Source organism: Neotabrizicola sp. VNH66, assembly GCF_049445895.1.
Lineage (GTDB): Bacteria > Pseudomonadota > Alphaproteobacteria > Rhodobacterales > Rhodobacteraceae > Pseudogemmobacter.
On record NZ_JBMSDW010000001.1, the window covers coordinates 222,371 to 239,087 of the forward strand.

At 66.4% G+C, this 16,717-nt stretch carries 14 protein-coding genes; 5 read left to right on the forward strand and 9 right to left on the reverse strand.

Features of this window, described 5'->3' with window-relative positions; translation table 11 throughout:
* Positions 1-26: 26 nt before the first annotated feature.
* Both ACO2Q5_RS01125 and ACO2Q5_RS01130 read right to left on the reverse strand, forming a co-directional pair.
* Complete coding sequence (locus ACO2Q5_RS01125; RefSeq protein WP_423287596.1) at positions 27-1,085, reverse strand: lysine-2,3-aminomutase-like protein; 1,059 nt, start codon at positions 1,083-1,085, stop codon at positions 27-29.
* Between the two features lie 41 nt (positions 1,086-1,126).
* Positions 1,127-1,396: an usg protein gene (locus ACO2Q5_RS01130; protein WP_423287598.1), complete on the reverse strand. Its 270-nt coding sequence runs from the start codon at positions 1,394-1,396 to the stop codon at positions 1,127-1,129.
* 205 nt (positions 1,397-1,601) lie between these two features.
* Here ACO2Q5_RS01130 and gyrA point away from each other — a divergent pair, with 205 nt between their 5' ends.
* Both gyrA and ACO2Q5_RS01140 read left to right on the forward strand, forming a co-directional pair.
* Positions 1,602-4,319, forward strand: a complete 2,718-nt coding sequence (gene gyrA, locus ACO2Q5_RS01135) for a DNA gyrase subunit A (protein ID WP_423287600.1) — start codon at positions 1,602-1,604, stop codon at positions 4,317-4,319.
* Positions 4,309-4,593, forward strand: coding sequence for a hypothetical protein (locus ACO2Q5_RS01140; protein WP_423287602.1), 285 nt, complete (start codon positions 4,309-4,311; stop codon positions 4,591-4,593). The genes gyrA and ACO2Q5_RS01140 overlap by 11 nt, the downstream gene beginning before the upstream one ends.
* A 423-nt stretch (positions 4,594-5,016) precedes the next feature.
* Here ACO2Q5_RS01140 and ACO2Q5_RS01145 read toward each other — a convergent pair whose 3' ends face one another.
* A complete protein-coding gene (locus ACO2Q5_RS01145) occupies positions 5,017-6,243 on the reverse strand; it encodes a pyridoxal-phosphate-dependent aminotransferase family protein (protein ID WP_423287604.1) in 1,227 nt (408 codons plus the stop codon).
* A gap of 286 nt (positions 6,244-6,529) precedes the next feature.
* Here ACO2Q5_RS01145 and ACO2Q5_RS01150 point away from each other — a divergent pair, with 286 nt between their 5' ends.
* The 3 genes from ACO2Q5_RS01150 (at position 6,530) to ACO2Q5_RS01160 (ending at position 9,678) form a co-directional block, all read left to right on the forward strand.
* A complete protein-coding gene (locus tag ACO2Q5_RS01150; RefSeq protein WP_423287997.1) occupies positions 6,530-8,206 on the forward strand; it encodes an ABC transporter ATP-binding protein in 1,677 nt (558 codons plus the stop codon).
* A gap of 57 nt (positions 8,207-8,263) precedes the next feature.
* Positions 8,264-9,040: a YgfZ/GcvT domain-containing protein gene (locus ACO2Q5_RS01155; protein WP_423287606.1), complete on the forward strand. Its 777-nt coding sequence runs from the start codon at positions 8,264-8,266 to the stop codon at positions 9,038-9,040.
* 311 nt (positions 9,041-9,351) lie between these two features.
* Entirely contained in the window at positions 9,352-9,678 is a 327-nt protein-coding gene (locus ACO2Q5_RS01160) for a DUF6280 family protein (RefSeq protein ID WP_423287608.1), read from the forward strand.
* Between the two features lie 90 nt (positions 9,679-9,768).
* On the opposite strand, the gene ACO2Q5_RS01165 is transcribed toward ACO2Q5_RS01160, so the two are convergent.
* The 6 genes from ACO2Q5_RS01165 to ACO2Q5_RS01190 all read right to left on the reverse strand — a co-directional run bounded on the left by ACO2Q5_RS01165 (position 9,769) and on the right by ACO2Q5_RS01190 (position 16,655).
* Positions 9,769-10,605, reverse strand: a complete 837-nt coding sequence (locus ACO2Q5_RS01165; protein WP_423287610.1) for a hypothetical protein — start codon at positions 10,603-10,605, stop codon at positions 9,769-9,771.
* 129 nt (positions 10,606-10,734) lie between these two features.
* Positions 10,735-12,135, reverse strand: coding sequence for a TolC family outer membrane protein (locus tag ACO2Q5_RS01170; RefSeq protein WP_423287612.1), 1,401 nt, complete (start codon positions 12,133-12,135; stop codon positions 10,735-10,737).
* A 73-nt stretch (positions 12,136-12,208) separates the two neighbouring features.
* Positions 12,209-12,862, reverse strand: a complete 654-nt coding sequence (locus tag ACO2Q5_RS01175; RefSeq protein WP_423287614.1) for a protein-L-isoaspartate O-methyltransferase family protein — start codon at positions 12,860-12,862, stop codon at positions 12,209-12,211.
* 195 nt (positions 12,863-13,057) lie between these two features.
* Positions 13,058-13,957 carry an NAD(P)-dependent oxidoreductase gene (locus ACO2Q5_RS01180; protein ID WP_423287616.1) on the reverse strand — a complete coding sequence of 300 codons (900 nt, stop codon included), beginning with the start codon at positions 13,955-13,957 and terminating at the stop codon, positions 13,058-13,060.
* A complete protein-coding gene (locus ACO2Q5_RS01185; RefSeq protein ID WP_423287618.1) occupies positions 13,954-15,390 on the reverse strand; it encodes an aldehyde dehydrogenase family protein in 1,437 nt (478 codons plus the stop codon). Before ACO2Q5_RS01185 ends, ACO2Q5_RS01180 begins: the two co-directional genes overlap by 4 nt.
* 26 nt (positions 15,391-15,416) lie before the next feature.
* The gene (locus tag ACO2Q5_RS01190; RefSeq protein WP_423287620.1) at positions 15,417-16,655 is read right to left on the reverse strand and encodes an aromatic ring-hydroxylating oxygenase subunit alpha; all 1,239 of its coding nucleotides are present in this window, start codon (positions 16,653-16,655) and stop codon (positions 15,417-15,419) included.
* Positions 16,656-16,717: the final 62 nt, after the last annotated feature.

The window sequence follows — 16,717 nt, forward strand, 5'->3', positions numbered from 1 at the left end:
CGGGGCAGCGCCCCGGCGGGCAGGGATCAGAGATCGCGGTAGCTATGCCGGGCACCATTCGGGTCGGTGACGATCCAGCTGCCATCGCTCTGGCGCTCCAGATAGCCCGGGCCGACCGGCACCTTGCCGTGGCCGCCGGGGATGTCCAGCACATAGGTGGGCAGCGCGGTGCCCGAGAGGCGGCCCCGCAGCGCCGCCATGATCGCCTGACCCTCGGCCAACGGCAGGCGGAAATGGCCGGTGCCTTTCGCCAGATCGGGGTGGTGCAGGTAATAGGGCTTCACCCGGTTGCGGATCAGCGCACGGAACAAGGACTCCAGCGTATCCGGATCGGCATTCACGCCGCGCAGAAGCACGGTCTGCGACAGGAGCGGGATGCACGCGCGGGTCAGCCGGGCGAAGGCGGCTTCGGCGGCGGGGGTGATCTCATCGGCGTGGTTGGTGTGCACCACCACCCAGACCGCGGGCCGCTGGTCCAGTGCGGCCACCAGCGCCGGGGTGATCTTCTCCGGCGCGACCACGGGGATACGGGTGTGAAAGCGGATCACCTGCACCGAAGGGATGGCCGACAGCCGGTCCAGCATGTACTTAAGCCGCCGGGCGGAGAGGACCATCGGATCGCCGCCGGTCAGGATCACCTCCCAGATCTCGGGGTGGTCGCGCAGATAGGCCAGCACGCGGGCGAATTCCTCTTCGGCCAGCGTCCCCGCTTCGCCCACGGCTTCGCGGCGAAAGCAGAACCGGCAATAGACCTCGCAGGTCTGGGTCGCATGCAGGATCACCCGGTCGGGGTAACGGTGCGTCAGGCCCGGCACGGCCGCGCCGTCCGTCTCGGGCCGGTGCACGGCATCGCCGATCGGATCGGCCAGCTCTTCGGGCAGGATGGACAGCTCTGCCCCATCGGGCAGGAACTGCGCGCGCACGCCAGGCGCCGCATTCGCCGCCACCTCCGGCGACAGGCGCACCCGGAATTCCGCGGCCACACGGTCCAGCACGGCTCGCCCCTCAGCCGGGACCTGCCCGTCACGGATCAGGTCGTCAACGCCGGTCAGGGCACGGATCGGGGGGCGCAGGGCTTCGGTCATGACCCGCGCGCCCTACCCGTGACGGGCCCGCGCCGCAAGGGTCAGTGCAGACGGAACTCTCCCTTCACATGGCGCCATTCCGCCGGGCCGATCAGCTTCCGGTGGGTGAAACGCACGGAATGCAGCGGACCTTCGATCTTTTCCTGCCAGAATTCGATGAAGCGGAACAGCACCGGATAATCCGGCGCCAGATCGTAGTCCTGCCAGACATAGGTGTTCAGGACATGGCGGTAATCGGGCATCCGATAGGTGAATTCGGCGGTGGTCAGGCCATAGCCTTTCAGCATCAGTTCCGTCTCGGTTCCGGTCATGGGGATTGCCTCCTTTGTCCTCCCATGACGAAAGCATGACAAAGATGAAGATGAGTTCAATGAAAACAATGCGTTATCACTCATCCCCCAATGCTGCTGCCATGGCGGGCCGGGCAGCATTGCACCCCAAGGGCGGTATGGTGTAGTCTGCCGCCAACAAGATATGGCCCCTCTTTGGGCCATCGAAGAACAAAGAAGGCTGGCCGTGGCGGATACCCCAGAAGAGACTGAAAACAAAGGCGAAAACCCGGAACATCCGGTCGCCCCCGGCCCGCAGATCGACATCGCGCAGGAGATGCGCACGGCCTATCTGGATTACGCGATGAGCGTGATCGTCAGCCGCGCGATCCCGGATCTGCGCGACGGCCTGAAACCTGTGCACCGGCGCATTCTTTATGCGATGAGTGAAGTGGGCAACACCCACGACAAGCCCTATCGCAAGTCCAGCCGCCCCGTGGCCGATACGATGGGCAAATATCACCCGCATGGCGACAGCGCGATCTATGACGCGCTGGTGCGGATGACGCAGGATTTCTCCATGTCGCTGCCGCTTCTGGACGGTCAGGGCAACTTTGGCAGCATGGACGGCGACCCGCCCGCCGCCTTCCGCTATACCGAGGTGCGGCTGGAGAAGGCGGCGCTGTCGCTCTTGGATGACATCGACAAGGACACGGTCGATTTTCAGGACAACTACGATGGCAAGGACCGCGAACCGACGGTCCTGCCGGCGAAATACCCGAATATGCTGGTCAACGGGTCCGAAGGCATTGCCGTCGGCATGGCGACCCGCATTCCGCCGCACAATCTGGGCGAGGTGATCGACGCCACGCTGGCGATGATCGCAGAGCCCGACATCAGCATGGAACGGCTGATGGAAATCGTGCCCGCCCCCGATTTCCCGACGGGCGGCATGATCCTTGGCCGCTCCGGCGCGCGGAAGGCCTATCTGGAAGGCCGCGGATCCGTCCTCATCCGGTCGAAAACCCATGTGGAGGAAATCCGCAAGGACCGCTGGGCAATCATCGTCGATGAGATTCCCTATCAGGTGAACAAGGCCGCGATGATCGAAAAGATCGCCGAGGCGGTGCGTGACAAGAGGATCGAAGGCATCGCCTCTGTCGCGGACGAATCCGACCGCGTGGGCGTGCGCGTGGTGATCGAGCTGAAACGCGATGCCACGCCGGATGTGGTGCTGAACCAGCTGTGGCGCTTCTCGCCCATGCAGGTCTCGTTCGGCTGCAACATGCTGGCGCTGAACGGCGGCCGGCCCGAAACGCTGACCCTGCGGGATTTCCTGTATTACTTCCTGCAGTTCCGCGAAGAGGTGGTCGCCCGCCGCACCGCCTATGAACTGCGCAAGGCCCGCGAGCGCAGCCATATCCTGTGCGGTCTGGCCGTGGCCGTGTCCAACGTGGATGAGGTGGTGGCCACCATCCGCTCCTCCAACGATCCGGCCGAGGCGCGGGAACGGCTGATGACGCGGCGTTGGCCCGCCCATGACATTGCCGCCTATATCAGGTTGATCGACGACCCGACGCACAAGATGAACGAGGACGGGACCTATAACCTGTCCGAGACGCAGGCCCGCGCCATCCTTGACCTGCGGCTGCAACGCCTGACCGCCATGGGCGTCAAGGAAATCACCGACGAGCTGGAAGAACTGGCCGCGAAGATCAAGGATTACCTCGACATCCTCGGCTCGCGCGAGCGGATCATGGCGATCATCGCCGATGAGCTGACCGCCGTGAAGACCGCCTTTGCCGTCCCCCGCCGCACCCTGATTGCCGAATGGGAAGGCGACATGGAGGATGAGGACCTGATCGAGCGCGAGGATATGGTCGTCACCATCACCTCGGGCGGCTATATCAAGCGTACGCCTCTGGCCGAATTCCGCAGCCAGAACCGCGGCGGCAAGGGTCTGGCCTCGATGCAGACCAAAGAGGATGATGTGGTCACCACGCTGTTCGTGGCGAACACCCATACCTCGCTGCTGTTCTTTACTACCGACGGCATGGCCTATCAGATGAAATGCTGGCGCCTGCCGCTGGCGGGCCGCACCGCCAAGGGCAAGGCCATGGTCAACATCCTGCCCATCGGGCCGGGCGTGTCGATCGCAGCGCTGATGCCGGTGGATGTGCCGGAACTGGAATGGGACAACCTTCAGGTGTTCTTCGCCACCTCGGACGGCGATGTGCGGCGCAACGCCTTGTCGGATTTCACCAACATCAAGCGCAACGGCAAGATCGCCATGAACCTGCCCGAGGGCACCAGCCTGGTGAACGTGCGGATCTGCGACGAAAACGATGATGTGATGCTGGTCACCATGCAGGGCCGCGCCATCCGCTTCCCCACGACCGAGGTGCGCGTCTTCCGCGGCCGCGATTCCACCGGCGTGCGCGGCATCCGTCTGGCCGAAGGTGACCGCGTGGTGTCGATGTCGGTCATCCGGCATTACGAAGCTAACCCCGAGGAACGCGCCGCCTATCTGAAACAGCGCCGCCTGATGGCCGGCGTGACCGAGGATGAGGCGGCGGATGACGACGAAGAGGTCGTCGCCGCGGGCCAGCTGTCGCCCGAGCGCTATGCCGAATTGTCGGCGGCCGAGGATCTGATCCTGACCGTCACCACCGGCGGATCGGGCAAGCTGTCCTCCAGCCACGATTACCCGGTCCGCGGCCGCGGCGGCATGGGGGTCAAGGCCATCTCTCCGGGGCCGCGCGGCGGGCGCATCGTCGCCTCCTTCCCGGTAGATCTGGCCGATGAGATCATGCTCGCCACCTCGACCGGCCAGTCGATCCGCGTGCCGGTGGACCAGATCAGCTTCCGCTCCCGCTCCGCGGGCGGGGTCCGGGTGTTCAACACCGGCCCGGATGAGGATGTGGTTTCCGTCGCCCGCGTGGCGGAACAGGGCGATGAGGCTTGAAGACCGCCTCGCCGCGCTGGCCGCGGCGGGGGAGACCATCACCTATGGCGCACTGGCCCGCGATCTGGGCCTGCGCATGGCCGAACTGACCGCCGCGCTGGAACAGCTGATGGAAGAAGACGCCGCCGCCGGACGCCCCTTGCGCGCGGCGCTCTGCCGGGGGCGGCTGTCGGATGGCCTGCCCGCCCGCGGCTTCTTCGACAAGGCGGCGGAACTCGGCTACGACACCTCTGATCCCGCGACCTTCGCCCTGTCCCACCGGCGCGCTGTCTGACGCCGCGCGACCGGGCATCAGGACAGCGGTTTTCATGCCGCTCAGCGCGTTAGCCCGGGCTTTGGATGCAATAGGATTGAGGACGGAGGGCCGGGACAGAGCGGCCAATCTTCTCCCCCGTACTCTTTGCCGATCCCTTGTTCTCATTTCACATCAAAAAAGACCACCGCCGGGGCCTGAGATCGGTTCAACGCGGATCGGTGGTGGCATCGACATGCCCTCGGTTGCCGTTTGCACGCTGCCGAGCAAAGCGATGCGCGTCACCGGCCTGCCCAAGGCGGTATGCCTTCCAAGCCATGTCGAACCCGCGCCGCACTGCACCTGTCATCATGGCGTCCGGCGCCAGAAAGGAGCGGCTGGCACCGCTGGCTGCCTCGGTGCAGGTCTGGACGATGCTCCAGCCCGCCCGCGCCGCCACCGGCCTCAGGCGAGCGAGGCCGGATCCGGTGCCGAGCCGCCGGCGGCCACCCGAGCCGCGGCGGAGAGCGCGCCGTCGCCATGGGGAATGGACAGCGCCTTCAGCCCGGCGTCCATCACGGCAAGCGCGCCGAGCGTCATATGGGCATTCACATGGCCCATATGCGCGACCCGCAGGAAGCCGTCGGCATTCGGATCCTCGGCGCTGTTCATGCCAAGACCGATGCCCAGCGTGACGCCGGCCTGCGTCTCGCACCAGTTCCGCAGCCGGGTGCCGTCCTCGCCGCCGATCCGCGCCGCCGTGACCGAGCGGCCGCGCCATTCGGGCCGCGCCGCATTCAGCCGGATCGCCGGATTGCCCGCGCCCCAGGCGTCGAAGGCCGCCCAGACGGTGCGGGCCAGCGTGTCATGCCGGGTCCAGACCTGCGCAAGACCTTCCTCGAAGATCATGTCCAGCGCCTCGCGCAGACCATAAAGCGTGTGGGTCGGCGCTGTGCCGAACCAGTATTGCCAGAATTCCTCGGGGGCGGCGCGCGGTCCCCACCGCCAATAGGGGGTGGACAGGTCGCTTTGCCCGCATTGCACCCGCGCCTTTTCCGAGAACCAGACGAAGGCCATGCCCGGCGGCGTCATCAACCCCTTCTGGCTGGCCGCCACCGTGACATCGACACCCCATTGGTCCATCCGGTATTCATCGCAACCCATCGAGGCGATGCAATCCACCGCGAACAAAGCCGGATGCCCGGCCGCGTCGATGGCAGCGCGGATCGCCGGAACATCGGTCCGGATCGAGCTTGCCGTGTCCACATGCGTGGTCAGCACGGCCTTGATCCGGTGGCCGGTATCGGCGCGCAGGGCGGCCTCGACCCGGGCGGGATCGGCCGGCGACGCGGTGCCGAAATCCAGCAGCTCCACCTCGATGCCCATATCGCGGGCATGCGCGGCCCAGCCGTGGCCGAACCGGCCGCAGGACAGGACCAGCGCCTTGTCGCCGCGGTTGAACATATTGGTGTTCGCCGCCTCCCACGCGCCATGACCATTGCCGATATAGGCCGCCACATGATTCGCCGTGCCCGCCAGCCGCTTCAGATCCGGCCACAGGCTTTCCACCATCTCGACCAGCTGGCCTTCATAGATGTTGGGGCTGGTGCGGTGCATCGCCCGCTGCACCCGGTCCGGCGTGACCGAGGGCCCGGGGATCGCCAGATAGGGGTGGCCATGGGCAAGGCTCATCGCATGTCTCTCCTGATGTGGTCCGCCTTGGCTACGCCTGCCCCGGAGGAAGGTCAACGCCAGGCAGGACAAACCCGCCCGGCCCTACCCCGCCCCGGCCCGGCCCGGCTTGAGCCGACCCCGTTTCCCGGCTAGACCGCAAGGGGACCGCAACCGCAGGAGGCTCCGGCCCGTGACCCCCGCCGACGCCCCTCAGGATATCGCCCCACAGGATGCCGCCCTCTCCCGCCGTCCCGGTCTGATCCGGCGGTTCTGGAGCGATTTCCTGCGCCCGCGCGCCGGGCTCATGGGGGTTGCCCTGCTTCTCTCCGCCGTCGAGGGATCGACGCTTGGCGCGCTGTCCTGGATGCTGGAACCGCTGTTCGACGAGGTGTTCTCCTCTCGCTCCACCGCGGCACTGGTCTGGGTGGGCTTCGGCATCCTCGGGCTGTTCCTGCTGCGCGCCACGACCTCGGTGCTGAACCGCTGGCTGCTGACGCAGGTCAATCAGGGCACCGCCGCCGCGATGCAGAAAGAGCTTCTGGCCCATCTGCTGACGCTGGACGGCGCCTTCTTCCAGAAGAACCCACCCGGCACGCTGATCGAACGGGTGCAGGGCGACACCGCCGCCGCGCAGGGGGCGACCACCTTGGTCATCACCGGCTTTGGCCGGGACGCCGTATCGCTGGTGGGGCTGTTCGTGGTGGCAATGAACATCGACTGGCGCTGGACGCTGGCCGCGCTGGTCGGGGCGCCGCTTCTGCTGGTGCCCGCGGCCGTCCTGCAACGCTACATCCGCAAGAAATCCGTGCTCAGCCGGGTGCAGGCCGGGCTGCGGGCCACCCGTCTGGATGAAATCTTCCACGGCATCCAGCAGGTGAAGCTGACCCGGACCGAAGCCTATCAGCGCGACCATTTCGGCCAGATTGTGGACCGCATCGCCCGGGCCGAGGTAAAATCCGCCGTGGGCCGCGCGACCATGCCCGCACTGGTGGATGTGGTGACCGGCATCGGCTTTTTCGCCGTCCTCATGCTGGGCGGCCGCGAGGTGGTGGAGGGAGAACGCACGACTGGCGAATTCATGGCCTTCTTCACCGCCATGGCCCTGACGTTTCAGCCGATCCGCCGCCTGTCCGACCTCGCCGGATACCGGCAGATCGCGCTGGCCTCGCTTGAACGGATCTATGGCCTTCTGGACGCCGAACCCGCAGCCCAGCTCCGCCCGGCCGCCAGTGCCGCCCGCCCTGACCGCCTGCCCCCGGCCATCGCCTTCAATGATGTGCAATTCGGCTATGGCGACGGGCCGGTGCTGAACGGCCTGACTTTCACGGCTGAGGCGGGCCGCGTCACCGCACTGGTCGGTGCCTCGGGTGCAGGGAAATCCACGGTCTTCCATCTGCTGACCGGGCTGGCCGATCCTTCGGCGGGCGAAATCCTGATCGGGGGGGCGCCGGTCGGCGCCATGACACTGGACGACCAGCGCCGCCTCTTTGCCGCAGTCAGCCAGGACACATTGCTGTTTGACGAGACGCTGCGCGAGAATCTGGTGCTGGGCCGCACCGGCATTGCGCCCGAGGCGCTGGAGGCCGCGCTGCGTGATGCCAATGTGGCCGAGTTCCTCTCGCGCCTGCCACAAGGGCTGGAGACGCCCGCGGGGCCGCGCGGATCGTCCCTGTCGGGCGGGCAGCGGCAGCGGGTGGCCATTGCGCGCGCGCTTCTGGCGGATGCGCCGGTGCTGCTTCTGGACGAGGCAACCTCGGCGCTGGATGCCGCCTCGGAACAGGCGGTGACCGAGGCTTTGGCCCGCGCGCAGGAAGGCCGGACGACACTGGTCATCGCCCACCGGCTGGCCACCGTGCGCGACGCACACCGGATCATCGTGATGGACCAGGGCCGCGCTGTGGAACAGGGCACCCATGAGGCGCTGCTGGCGCAGGGCGGGCTTTATGCGAAACTGCACGCGCTGCAGTTCCGCGACGGCTGATCCCGCATTGCGCCGCCCCGCGCCAGGCCTATATCAAGGGCCGGACGGGAGATGCGCATGGCCGAGACAGCAGATAACCGGGTGATCTGGCGGGTGACGGGCCGCGATGCGGTACCGTTCCTGCAGGGTCTGGTGACGAATGATGTGGCTCCGCTGCAAAAGGCGCCGGGGATGGTCTGGACCGCGCTGCTGTCACCGCAGGGCAAATATCTGGCCGATTTCTTCGTGGCCCGCCGGTCGTCCGATCCCGCCGGCACATTGCTGATCGACATTCCCGCCGATCTGGCCCCCGCCACGCTGCGCCGCCTGACGCTGTACAAGCTGCGGGCCGATGTGCAGATCACCGAAACCGCCCTCTTCGCCTTGCGCGGCACCGGCCCCGCGCCCGCAGGCGCCCTGCTCGACCCGCGCCACCCGGCGCTTGGCTGGCGCCAATGGTCAGACAGCCCCGGTGAAGACGGCACAACGGATTGGGATGCGATCCGGGTCGAACATCTGATCCCCGAATATCCCGCCGACCTGCGGGTCGAGGACAGCTATATCCTCGAATCCGGGTTCGAACGGCTGCATGGCGTCGATTTCCGCAAGGGCTGCTACGTCGGGCAGGAGGTGACGGCCCGGATGAAGCACAAGACAGAGCTGCGCAAGGGCCTTGTCCGGCTGCGGATCGAAGGCGCCGCAGCGCCCGGAACCCCCATCACCCTGCCGGACGGGCGCGAGGCCGGAACACTGGGCACCGTCGCCGGAAACCGTGCGCTGGCGCATCTGCGGTTTGACCGGCTGGCCGGCCCGCTGATCGCGGGAGAGGCCCGGCTTTTCGCCGAAACCGCCTGACGCGGCGTTCACAAACCGCCCGTTCCTTGCGCAGCCCGCCGAGTCACGGAACCGCGAGGAACGCAAGAGCCGGGGCGCATTCTGCCCGACCACATTTGCAAGGATTTCGCGGCTGGTGGTTGAAACCTTAACAGCCAAACCCATATTTCGTCAGCATTCTGACGCTAACACGACTAGATACAGTGGACGCAGCCCCCAGCCATGCGCTACACGCATGACCGACATTCCAAACGGCGCAGCCCGAATCGTGATCAAATCGTTACAAGCGACGGGCGCAACAAAGATCAAAAAACGACCAAGGATTACGAGTGATGCTCGATACCATCGACAGCACGGCCTTCAACTTCGAACAGGGTCAGCGCGCGCGCAAGCTGTTCGCGGCCGTTGTTCTGGCGGCACTGGATGATGCCATCGCCGATGACAAGAAATACGGCAACGGCCCCGAACAGATCGCCCGCTGGGCGCGCTCGCGCGATGGACGCGAGGTTCTGTCCTGTGCCGGGATCGACCCGAACGAACGGGTCGTGAAGGGCCTGATGGAATTCGTCGCCAAGGGCGTGCGGACTTCTGTCGCGCTCAGCCGTGAAGAATCGGAACGCCGCGCGGCGCTGGATTCGGATCACGCCGAAGCGGCCTGATCCGGCCTGCCGGACAAGCGAAAGGCGCGCCTCTTGCCGGAGGCGCGCCTTTCGCTTTGTGCCGGCCCTGTCCGGCGCCGGGAGACGGCCTCAGCCGAATTCCCGTGCGGTCAGCGCGCGGTTGACCTCCATCCGCACCAGCTTGCGCACATTGCGGGTGATCCGTTCGCCCAAGGTCCCGGCCAGTTCCTCACGAATGATCTCGCGCACCAGATCGCGCAGCATCTCCTCATCGAAGACGGGCTCATCCTGATCGAAGATGCCAGATGCCGCGGCCGCTTCGGCCTCCAGCTCCTCCTCGATGGTGATCTCCGCGGTGTCAGAGACGGCATCCGGGCGGATGATCTTCGGGCCGCTTTCGCGCAGCGTGGCATGGACCTCGGCCTCGGCCCGTTCGGCCCATGCCCTGGCCAGCGGCTCTTCGGTCATCGCGGGGGGCACATCGGCCCGACGGGGATGGGCGGTGAAGGGCACCGGCTCCTCGTCGATCCATTCCGGTTCCGCCTGCAGCCAGTCGGTGCCGGGCAGGGTTTCCTCAAGGCTGTCGGCAGGCCAGTCCTGCGCCTCATCCACCGGGGCGCCGGGCGCGGCCCAGACCTCATCCCCGGCCGGATCCTGCATGGCGGCCACGCGCAACGCGCCAAGCCCGTTGTCACCCAGATCCAGCCCGTCATCGTCATAGACTTCTGCGGCAGGCGGGGCCGCGGCCTCCACCGCGCGCGGCGCCGGGGTGGCCATCGTCCGGCTTTCCCCCACGACCCGCAGCGACGGCGTCAGGAGAAGCTTGCTGTCATCCCTTGCAGCCACCGGTGCGGCCACGGGCACCACCTCCTCCGCCCGGGTGACGGGGCGAAGCTCCTCGGAGACGAGGCGGCGGATGGAGGAGAGCACATCCTCGATCTCATGCGAACTGAGCGGTTCCGACATTCTGCCCTGCCATCGGATTATACGGGTTTTCGAAACAGTCTAAAGCCAACCGGCCGCAGTGACAAGAAATTCACAGGGGCGCGTTAACTTTTGGTCAACGCGCCCCGTCCATTCTGTGCAAAACGGTGGCTATTCCGTCACTTTCTTCAGGATCCGGTCCAGCTTCTTGCCCTGGACCGAGGTCGGGGGCGCGGATTTCACCGCATTGTAATAGGCCTCGGGATCATAGGTCGGAATGCCCAGATTCAGATGCTCCACCGTCAGCAGCCCCATCGAGGACAGCACCTGATAGACCGCGACGTAGCGGCCAGCCTCGGCCTCCAGCCGGCTGGCTCGGGCATCCAGCAGGTCCTGTTCGGCGTCCAGCACATCCAGCGTGGTGCGTGCGCCCAGCGACGCCTCTTCGCGCACGCCATCGAACGCCGCCTGTGCCGCGGCGATCTGCTGGCGCGACGCCTCGATAGAGGCCGTATAGACGATCAGCGCGGACCAGGCATTGCCAACACCCTGCTCGACCAGAAGCACCGTCTGCTTCAGCGCCGCGCGCGCGCCTTCCTGCCCGGCCAGTGCCTTGCGGTACAGCGACGACAGCCGGCCGCCCGCATACAGCGTCTGCGACATGCTCAGCCCCAGCTGCGCGTTCAGGCTGGCCGTGTCATTCCCCGCGATGGAGCTGTCGGCGGTGGAATTGCCGATCTGCCCGCTCAGCCCGATCGACGGCTTCATGTTCGCGCTGGCCAGCGCAACCTGACGCTCCGCGATCACCACCTCATGCTGGGCACGCAGGATCGACGGATGACCGCGCACGGCCACCTTGCGCGCCTCGTCCAGCGATTTGCCGATGGCGGGCGCCGCCGGCAGGGCCGCCAGATTCGAAGGATAATGGCCGATGGCAGCCTTGTAGGCCTCGCGCGCGACCAGAAGCTCCCCCTCGGCGGCGGCCAGACCGGAACGCGCGGCGGCCAGTGCGGCTTCGGCGATGGACACATCGGTGCGGGTGATTTCACCCACATCGAAACGGTCGCGCGCCGCCCCCAGTTCCGAGGTGATCAGCCGCACGTTCGACTGCCGCAGCGCCACGATTTCCTGCTTCAGCTGCACATCGACATAGGCCGAGACCGCGGCCAGCAGCACCTGCTGCTCGACCGAGACCAGCGCCTGCCGGGTGGCCAGCACCGCCTCTTTCGCCATTTCCACGGCCAGACTGTTGCGGCCGAAGTCGAACAGCACGAAATCCACCGACAGCGCGATCGAGGTGCTGAGGCTGTCGAATTCCGTGGTGCTGAAATCCGTGGTGCGCTTGGTCCAGCTGGTCCCTGCACTCACCACATAGGATACCACAGGCCGCAGAGAAGAGACCGCGATGGCCACATCCTCATCCGCCGCCCGCAGCACCGCCTGATTCTGTTCCAGCAGGTTCGAATTGCGATAGGCCGAGATCAGCGCATCGGTCAGCGTCTCGGCCTGCGCGGGCAGGCTGGTCAGCGCCGCCGCCGCCCCGATCACAAAGGCCCTGAACCAGTTGCCCATTCCGCTCGTCCTCTCTCGTTACCGGACCGGGCCCATGACCCGGCCTGCTGTTTGTTGCCGTGCCGCGGCCGGATCACAGCGCGAAGGCGCGGACCCGTTCGAAGCCCGGAATAACCGGGGCTCCGGCATTGAACGCCGGACGCCAGTCGATCCGTCCCCCGGCCTTCAGGCCGATGCGGACCGTGCCAAGGCTGCCTTCCATGAACAGCGCCGCGATGCGGCCGCCATCCTTCAGCTGATTGGTGACGGCCTCGGGAACCTGTTCCACGCCGCCTTCGATGGTGATCACATCATAGGGACCATGCTTCGGCGCCCCGGCCGTCAGCGGCCCGGCGATCACGACGGCATTGTCCACGCCTTCCTCTGACAAGAGGCGCTGCGCCTCGGCGGCCATGGCCTCATCGGATTCGACGGCAACCACCGTATCCACCATCCGCGCCAGAACCGCGGCGGAATAACCAAGGCCGCAGCCCAGATCCAGAACCAGATCCCCGGGGCGAAGATCCAGCGCATCCAGCATCTTGGCCAGCGTCCGCGGCTCGGGCAGCACACGGCCCGGTCCGATGGCGATGGTATCGCCCACATAGGCCGCCTCACGCTTGTCGGCCGGAACATAAAGCTCTCGCGGCACCGAAAGCATCGCCTCGATGATCGGGTATTTCGTCACATCGGACGGGCGGATCTGGTTGTCCACCATCATCATGCGCCGGACAGCGAACTCGCTCATTCTGAACCCTTCGGTTTAGATCGTGGCTATTGAATGTATTGCACAGGCCTGCAGGGCAGGCAACGGGCAACACCACAGCCTTTCTGCCCGAGCGCGCAGGATTTTGCCAGAGCCTTGCGCCCCTGTTGCAGAAGCGTCGCAGAGGGGCCTGCCGCACCGCGGCACGGGTTTCGGCACTGCCGCAATTCCGGGCAGTCAGGCCAGCTTTTCGGGGAAGCCCCCGGCCCGCAGCGGGGTTTGCAGCGCATCCTCCAGCAGTTTGACGATCTGCGTCGATTGCGCGGCGCCGCCATAGACCGCCCGGCCCCGCAGGAAGGTCTGCGTCACGGCCGAGGCCAGATCCAGCGGCACGCCGAATTCCCGCCCGAAGCCAAGCGCAAAGCCAAGGTCCTTCAGCGCAAGATCCATGGTGAAGGCCACGTCATAGCTGCCGTTCAGGATCAGCTGGCCCTCGGTCTCATGCACGAAGCTGCTGCCGGAGGAAGCGGCAATCGCCTCCCACGCGGTCTTCAGGTCCAGCCCGCCGCGCGCCGCCAGCATCAGCGCCTCGCCATCGGCGACCAGATGGATGAAGGCCAGCATGTTGGTGATGACCTTGATCACCGCCGCGCTGCCCAAGGGCCCCATGTGGAAGATGCGGCTCCCGATCGCCTCCAGCGCGGGGCGGTGCATCTCATAAAGATCGGCGTCGCCCCCGGCCAGAACGGTGATTTCGCCCCGCGCGGCCAGATGGACGCCGCCGGTCACCGGCGCCTCCAGCATGCGCACGCCGCCCACCCGGGCCAGTCCCGCCAGCCGCAGCACATCGTCGCGGCCAAGGGTGGAATTCTCGATCCAGGTCGCGCCGGGCGGCAGGAAGGTCATCAGCTCGGCCAGCACCGCCTCGCTGGCGGCGGGCTTGGGCAGGCAGGTGAAGACATGGTCCACCCGCCCCTCCATCTCCATCACAGAATGGGCCACCCCTGCCCCCATGGCGGCCAGACGTTCGGCCTGCGCGGGGTCGCGGTCATAGACCGTCACCTGATGCCCGGCCCGGATCAGGCTGGCCGCCAGATGCCCGCCCAGATTGCCCAGCCCCACATAGCCGTATCTCATGCGCCCCACCCGACGATGCCCTTGACCTCGCAGAAGTCATGGATGCCCCAGCCCGCATATTCCCGGCCATTGCCGGATTGCTTGTAGCCGCCGAAGGGCGCGAAGGTGTCCCAGTCCGGGTAGTTCAGGTTCACCGTCCCCGCCCGCAGCCGCCGCGCCACCGGCCGCGCCTCTTCGACCGGGCCGGCGATATAGGCGGCCAGCCCGTAGGGCGTGTCATTGGCGATGGCCACCGCCTGATCCACATCGTCATAGGGCAGGATCGACAGCACTGGGCCGAAGATTTCCTCACGCGCGATGGTCATGTCATTGGTCACGTTGCCAAAGATCGTCGGCTGCACGAACCAGCCGCGGTTCAGCCCCGCAGGGCGCCCGGTGCCGCCGCAGACCAAGGTCGCGCCTTCGTCGATCCCGGCCTGGATCAGCCGCTGCACCTTGTCGAACTGGGTCTGAGAGATCAGCGGCCCCATGGTCGTGGCCGTATCGCGCGGATCGCCCACCACCACCTCAGCCGCGGCCGCCGCCGCAATCTCCAGCGCGCGGTCGTGCAGGGCACGGGGCACCAGCATGCGCGTGGGTGCATCGCAGCTTTGCCCGGTGTTGCCAAAGCAGCCCGCCACGCCGCCCGCCACCGCCGCCTGAAGATCGGCCGAGGGCAGGATGATATTCGCGGATTTTCCGCCCAGCTCCTGCGCCACCCGCTTGACCGTGGGGGCCGCCGCCGCGGCCACCGCCGTGCCCGCACGGGTCGATCCGGTGAAGGAGACCATGTCCACCTCGGGGTGCGAGGACATCCGCGCGCCCACCTCCGGCCCGGTGCCGTTGACCAGATTGAACACGCCCGGCGGCACCCCCGCCGCATGGCAGACCTCGGCGAACAAGACGCCGGACAGCGGCGCGATTTCCGAGGGTTTCAGCACCATGGTGCAACCCGCAATCAGCGCAGGCGCCACCTTGCAGGCGATCTGGTTCATCGGCCAGTTCCACGGCGTGATCAGCGCGCAGACACCGATCCCTTCATGCACGATCCGGGTCCCGCCCCGCATTTCTTCCCAGACCATCTGTTCTGCGGCAGTGATGGTGCTTTCGATATGCACCTGCCCCGCCCAGGCCTGCGCGCCGCGCGCCCATTCGATGGGGGCCCCCATCTCGGTGGACATCGCCTGCGCGAATTCCTCATAGCGGCTGTTGTAGACCTCAAGGATGCGCTTCACGAATGCGATGCGCTCGGCCACCGGCACCACGGTCCAGCCGTCAAAGGCCGCCCGTGCAGCGGCAATCGCCCGGTCGGCATCCGCCGCCGTGCCAAGCGCCACCTGCGCCACGATCTCTTCGGTCGCGGGGTTTTCCACCCCGGCCTGCGTCGCACCGGGCAAGGGATCGACCCATTGCCCGCCGATGTAGAACTGTCCCAGATGCGGCGAAACGGTCATGGGCTTTCCTCCTCAGGGGGGCCGGATCAGGGGCGCGAGATTTCGTCCAGATACCAGCTGATGTAGCGTAGTTCGTTCTGCTCCATCGGCGCAATCGGTCCGGGACAGTAATATTTCGACCGCACCCCGCGCGAGGTATGTTCAATGATCTTCTTGTCCTCTTCAGTGGTCACGGTCCAAAGCCAGGTCAGGCGCCGGAAGTCGTAATCCTGCCCTTCGACCGCCGCGCCGTTCACCAGCCAGATCAGCTCCATCTCGCAGCGTTCAACGCCGGTGGGGATGAAGCGGTAGATCATTCCATGATCGGCATAGCAGACAAGAAATGTCGTGCCGCCCAGATGGATCGAGGTCACGCCACCGTCGAACCCGGTGAAGCGCCCCATCAGCGGCGCAATCGGCTGGCCATCCTCGGATCCGGTCGAAACCCCGTCATAAAGCGCATAGCGGAAGGCATGGATCGCCTCGCGTCCTTCGCGGCTGGTCTGCCAGGCATCGCCCTGCCCGATGTCGATGCCAAGCGCGCAGGTCCGCGCCTCCATCGCGGCATTCAGCTCGGCAATCCGCTCCAGCGGCTGTTCCAGCGCATGGGTCTGGCTGTATTCCGGATGGGCTGGGCCGCAATGGTAGCATTCGACATAGTTCTCGACCGCCAGCTTCCAGTTCGCATCCAGCACATAGCTTTCCCGATGCGCCACCCGCGCCGCACCCCAGCCATACTGGCCACAGGTCGCGCGCAAAAGCCGCTCCACCTCGGTGAAATCCAGCGGATCGTCGGCGAAGGAGATGAAGACCAGCCCCGCCTCGACCCGGACATGCAGGCGGCGCAGACCATGATCCTCGCGCCGGAAATCCTTGGGCATCAGCCGCGCAGCCTTCAGCCGACCGTCATTGCCGTAGGTCCAGGCGTGATAGGGGCAGACGAAGGCCTTGGCATTGCCCTTCTGGCTGGTGCAGACCTCGGCGCCACGGTGACGGCAGATGTTCAGCAGCGCATGGATCCGCCCCTCGCCGTCGCGGGTCAGGATCACCTGCTCGCTGGCCATGCGGAACAACTCATAATCATTCGGGTTCGGGATCACGCTTTCATGGGCGATGCAGTGCCAATGGCGGCGGAACACCCGGTCCAGATCACGCTCATAAACCTCGGGATCGGTGTAGAAGGCGCGTTCCAGCGCCATGCCCGGCACATGCGCGGCGACCATCCGGTCGATCCGGTCGCCGCCTGCGGGCGGAAGGCTGGCGAAAGAACTGTCCGTCGCTTGCATCTCCAACGTCCTCCTGTGCCGGAATGCGCCGGCCCGCCCTGCCGCATTCATCTGTTCAGAAA

What these genes read in the sequence shown, in the direction of transcription:
- ACO2Q5_RS01175 (WP_423287614.1), bottom strand. Translation starts at nt 12,862, where the DNA reads ATGAGCGAGTTCGCTGTCCGGCGCATGATGATGGTGGACAACCAGATC.
- ACO2Q5_RS01190 (WP_423287620.1), bottom strand. Translation starts at nt 16,655, where the DNA reads ATGCAAGCGACGGACAGTTCTTTCGCCAGCCTTCCGCCCGCAGGCGGC.
- ACO2Q5_RS01185 (WP_423287618.1), bottom strand. Translation starts at nt 15,390, where the DNA reads ATGACCGTTTCGCCGCATCTGGGACAGTTCTACATCGGCGGGCAATGG.
- ACO2Q5_RS01180 (WP_423287616.1), bottom strand. Translation starts at nt 13,957, where the DNA reads ATGAGATACGGCTATGTGGGGCTGGGCAATCTGGGCGGGCATCTGGCG.
- ACO2Q5_RS01155 (WP_423287606.1), top strand. Translation starts at nt 8,264, where the DNA reads ATGGCCGAGACAGCAGATAACCGGGTGATCTGGCGGGTGACGGGCCGC.
- ACO2Q5_RS01130 (WP_423287598.1), bottom strand. Translation starts at nt 1,396, where the DNA reads ATGACCGGAACCGAGACGGAACTGATGCTGAAAGGCTATGGCCTGACC.
- ACO2Q5_RS01150 (WP_423287997.1), top strand. Translation starts at nt 6,530, where the DNA reads ATGGGGGTTGCCCTGCTTCTCTCCGCCGTCGAGGGATCGACGCTTGGC.
- ACO2Q5_RS01165 (WP_423287610.1), bottom strand. Translation starts at nt 10,605, where the DNA reads ATGTCGGAACCGCTCAGTTCGCATGAGATCGAGGATGTGCTCTCCTCC.
- ACO2Q5_RS01140 (WP_423287602.1), top strand. Translation starts at nt 4,309, where the DNA reads ATGAGGCTTGAAGACCGCCTCGCCGCGCTGGCCGCGGCGGGGGAGACC.
- ACO2Q5_RS01170 (WP_423287612.1), bottom strand. Translation starts at nt 12,135, where the DNA reads ATGGGCAACTGGTTCAGGGCCTTTGTGATCGGGGCGGCGGCGGCGCTG.
- ACO2Q5_RS01160 (WP_423287608.1), top strand. Translation starts at nt 9,352, where the DNA reads ATGCTCGATACCATCGACAGCACGGCCTTCAACTTCGAACAGGGTCAG.
- ACO2Q5_RS01125 (WP_423287596.1), bottom strand. Translation starts at nt 1,085, where the DNA reads ATGACCGAAGCCCTGCGCCCCCCGATCCGTGCCCTGACCGGCGTTGAC.
- ACO2Q5_RS01145 (WP_423287604.1), bottom strand. Translation starts at nt 6,243, where the DNA reads ATGAGCCTTGCCCATGGCCACCCCTATCTGGCGATCCCCGGGCCCTCG.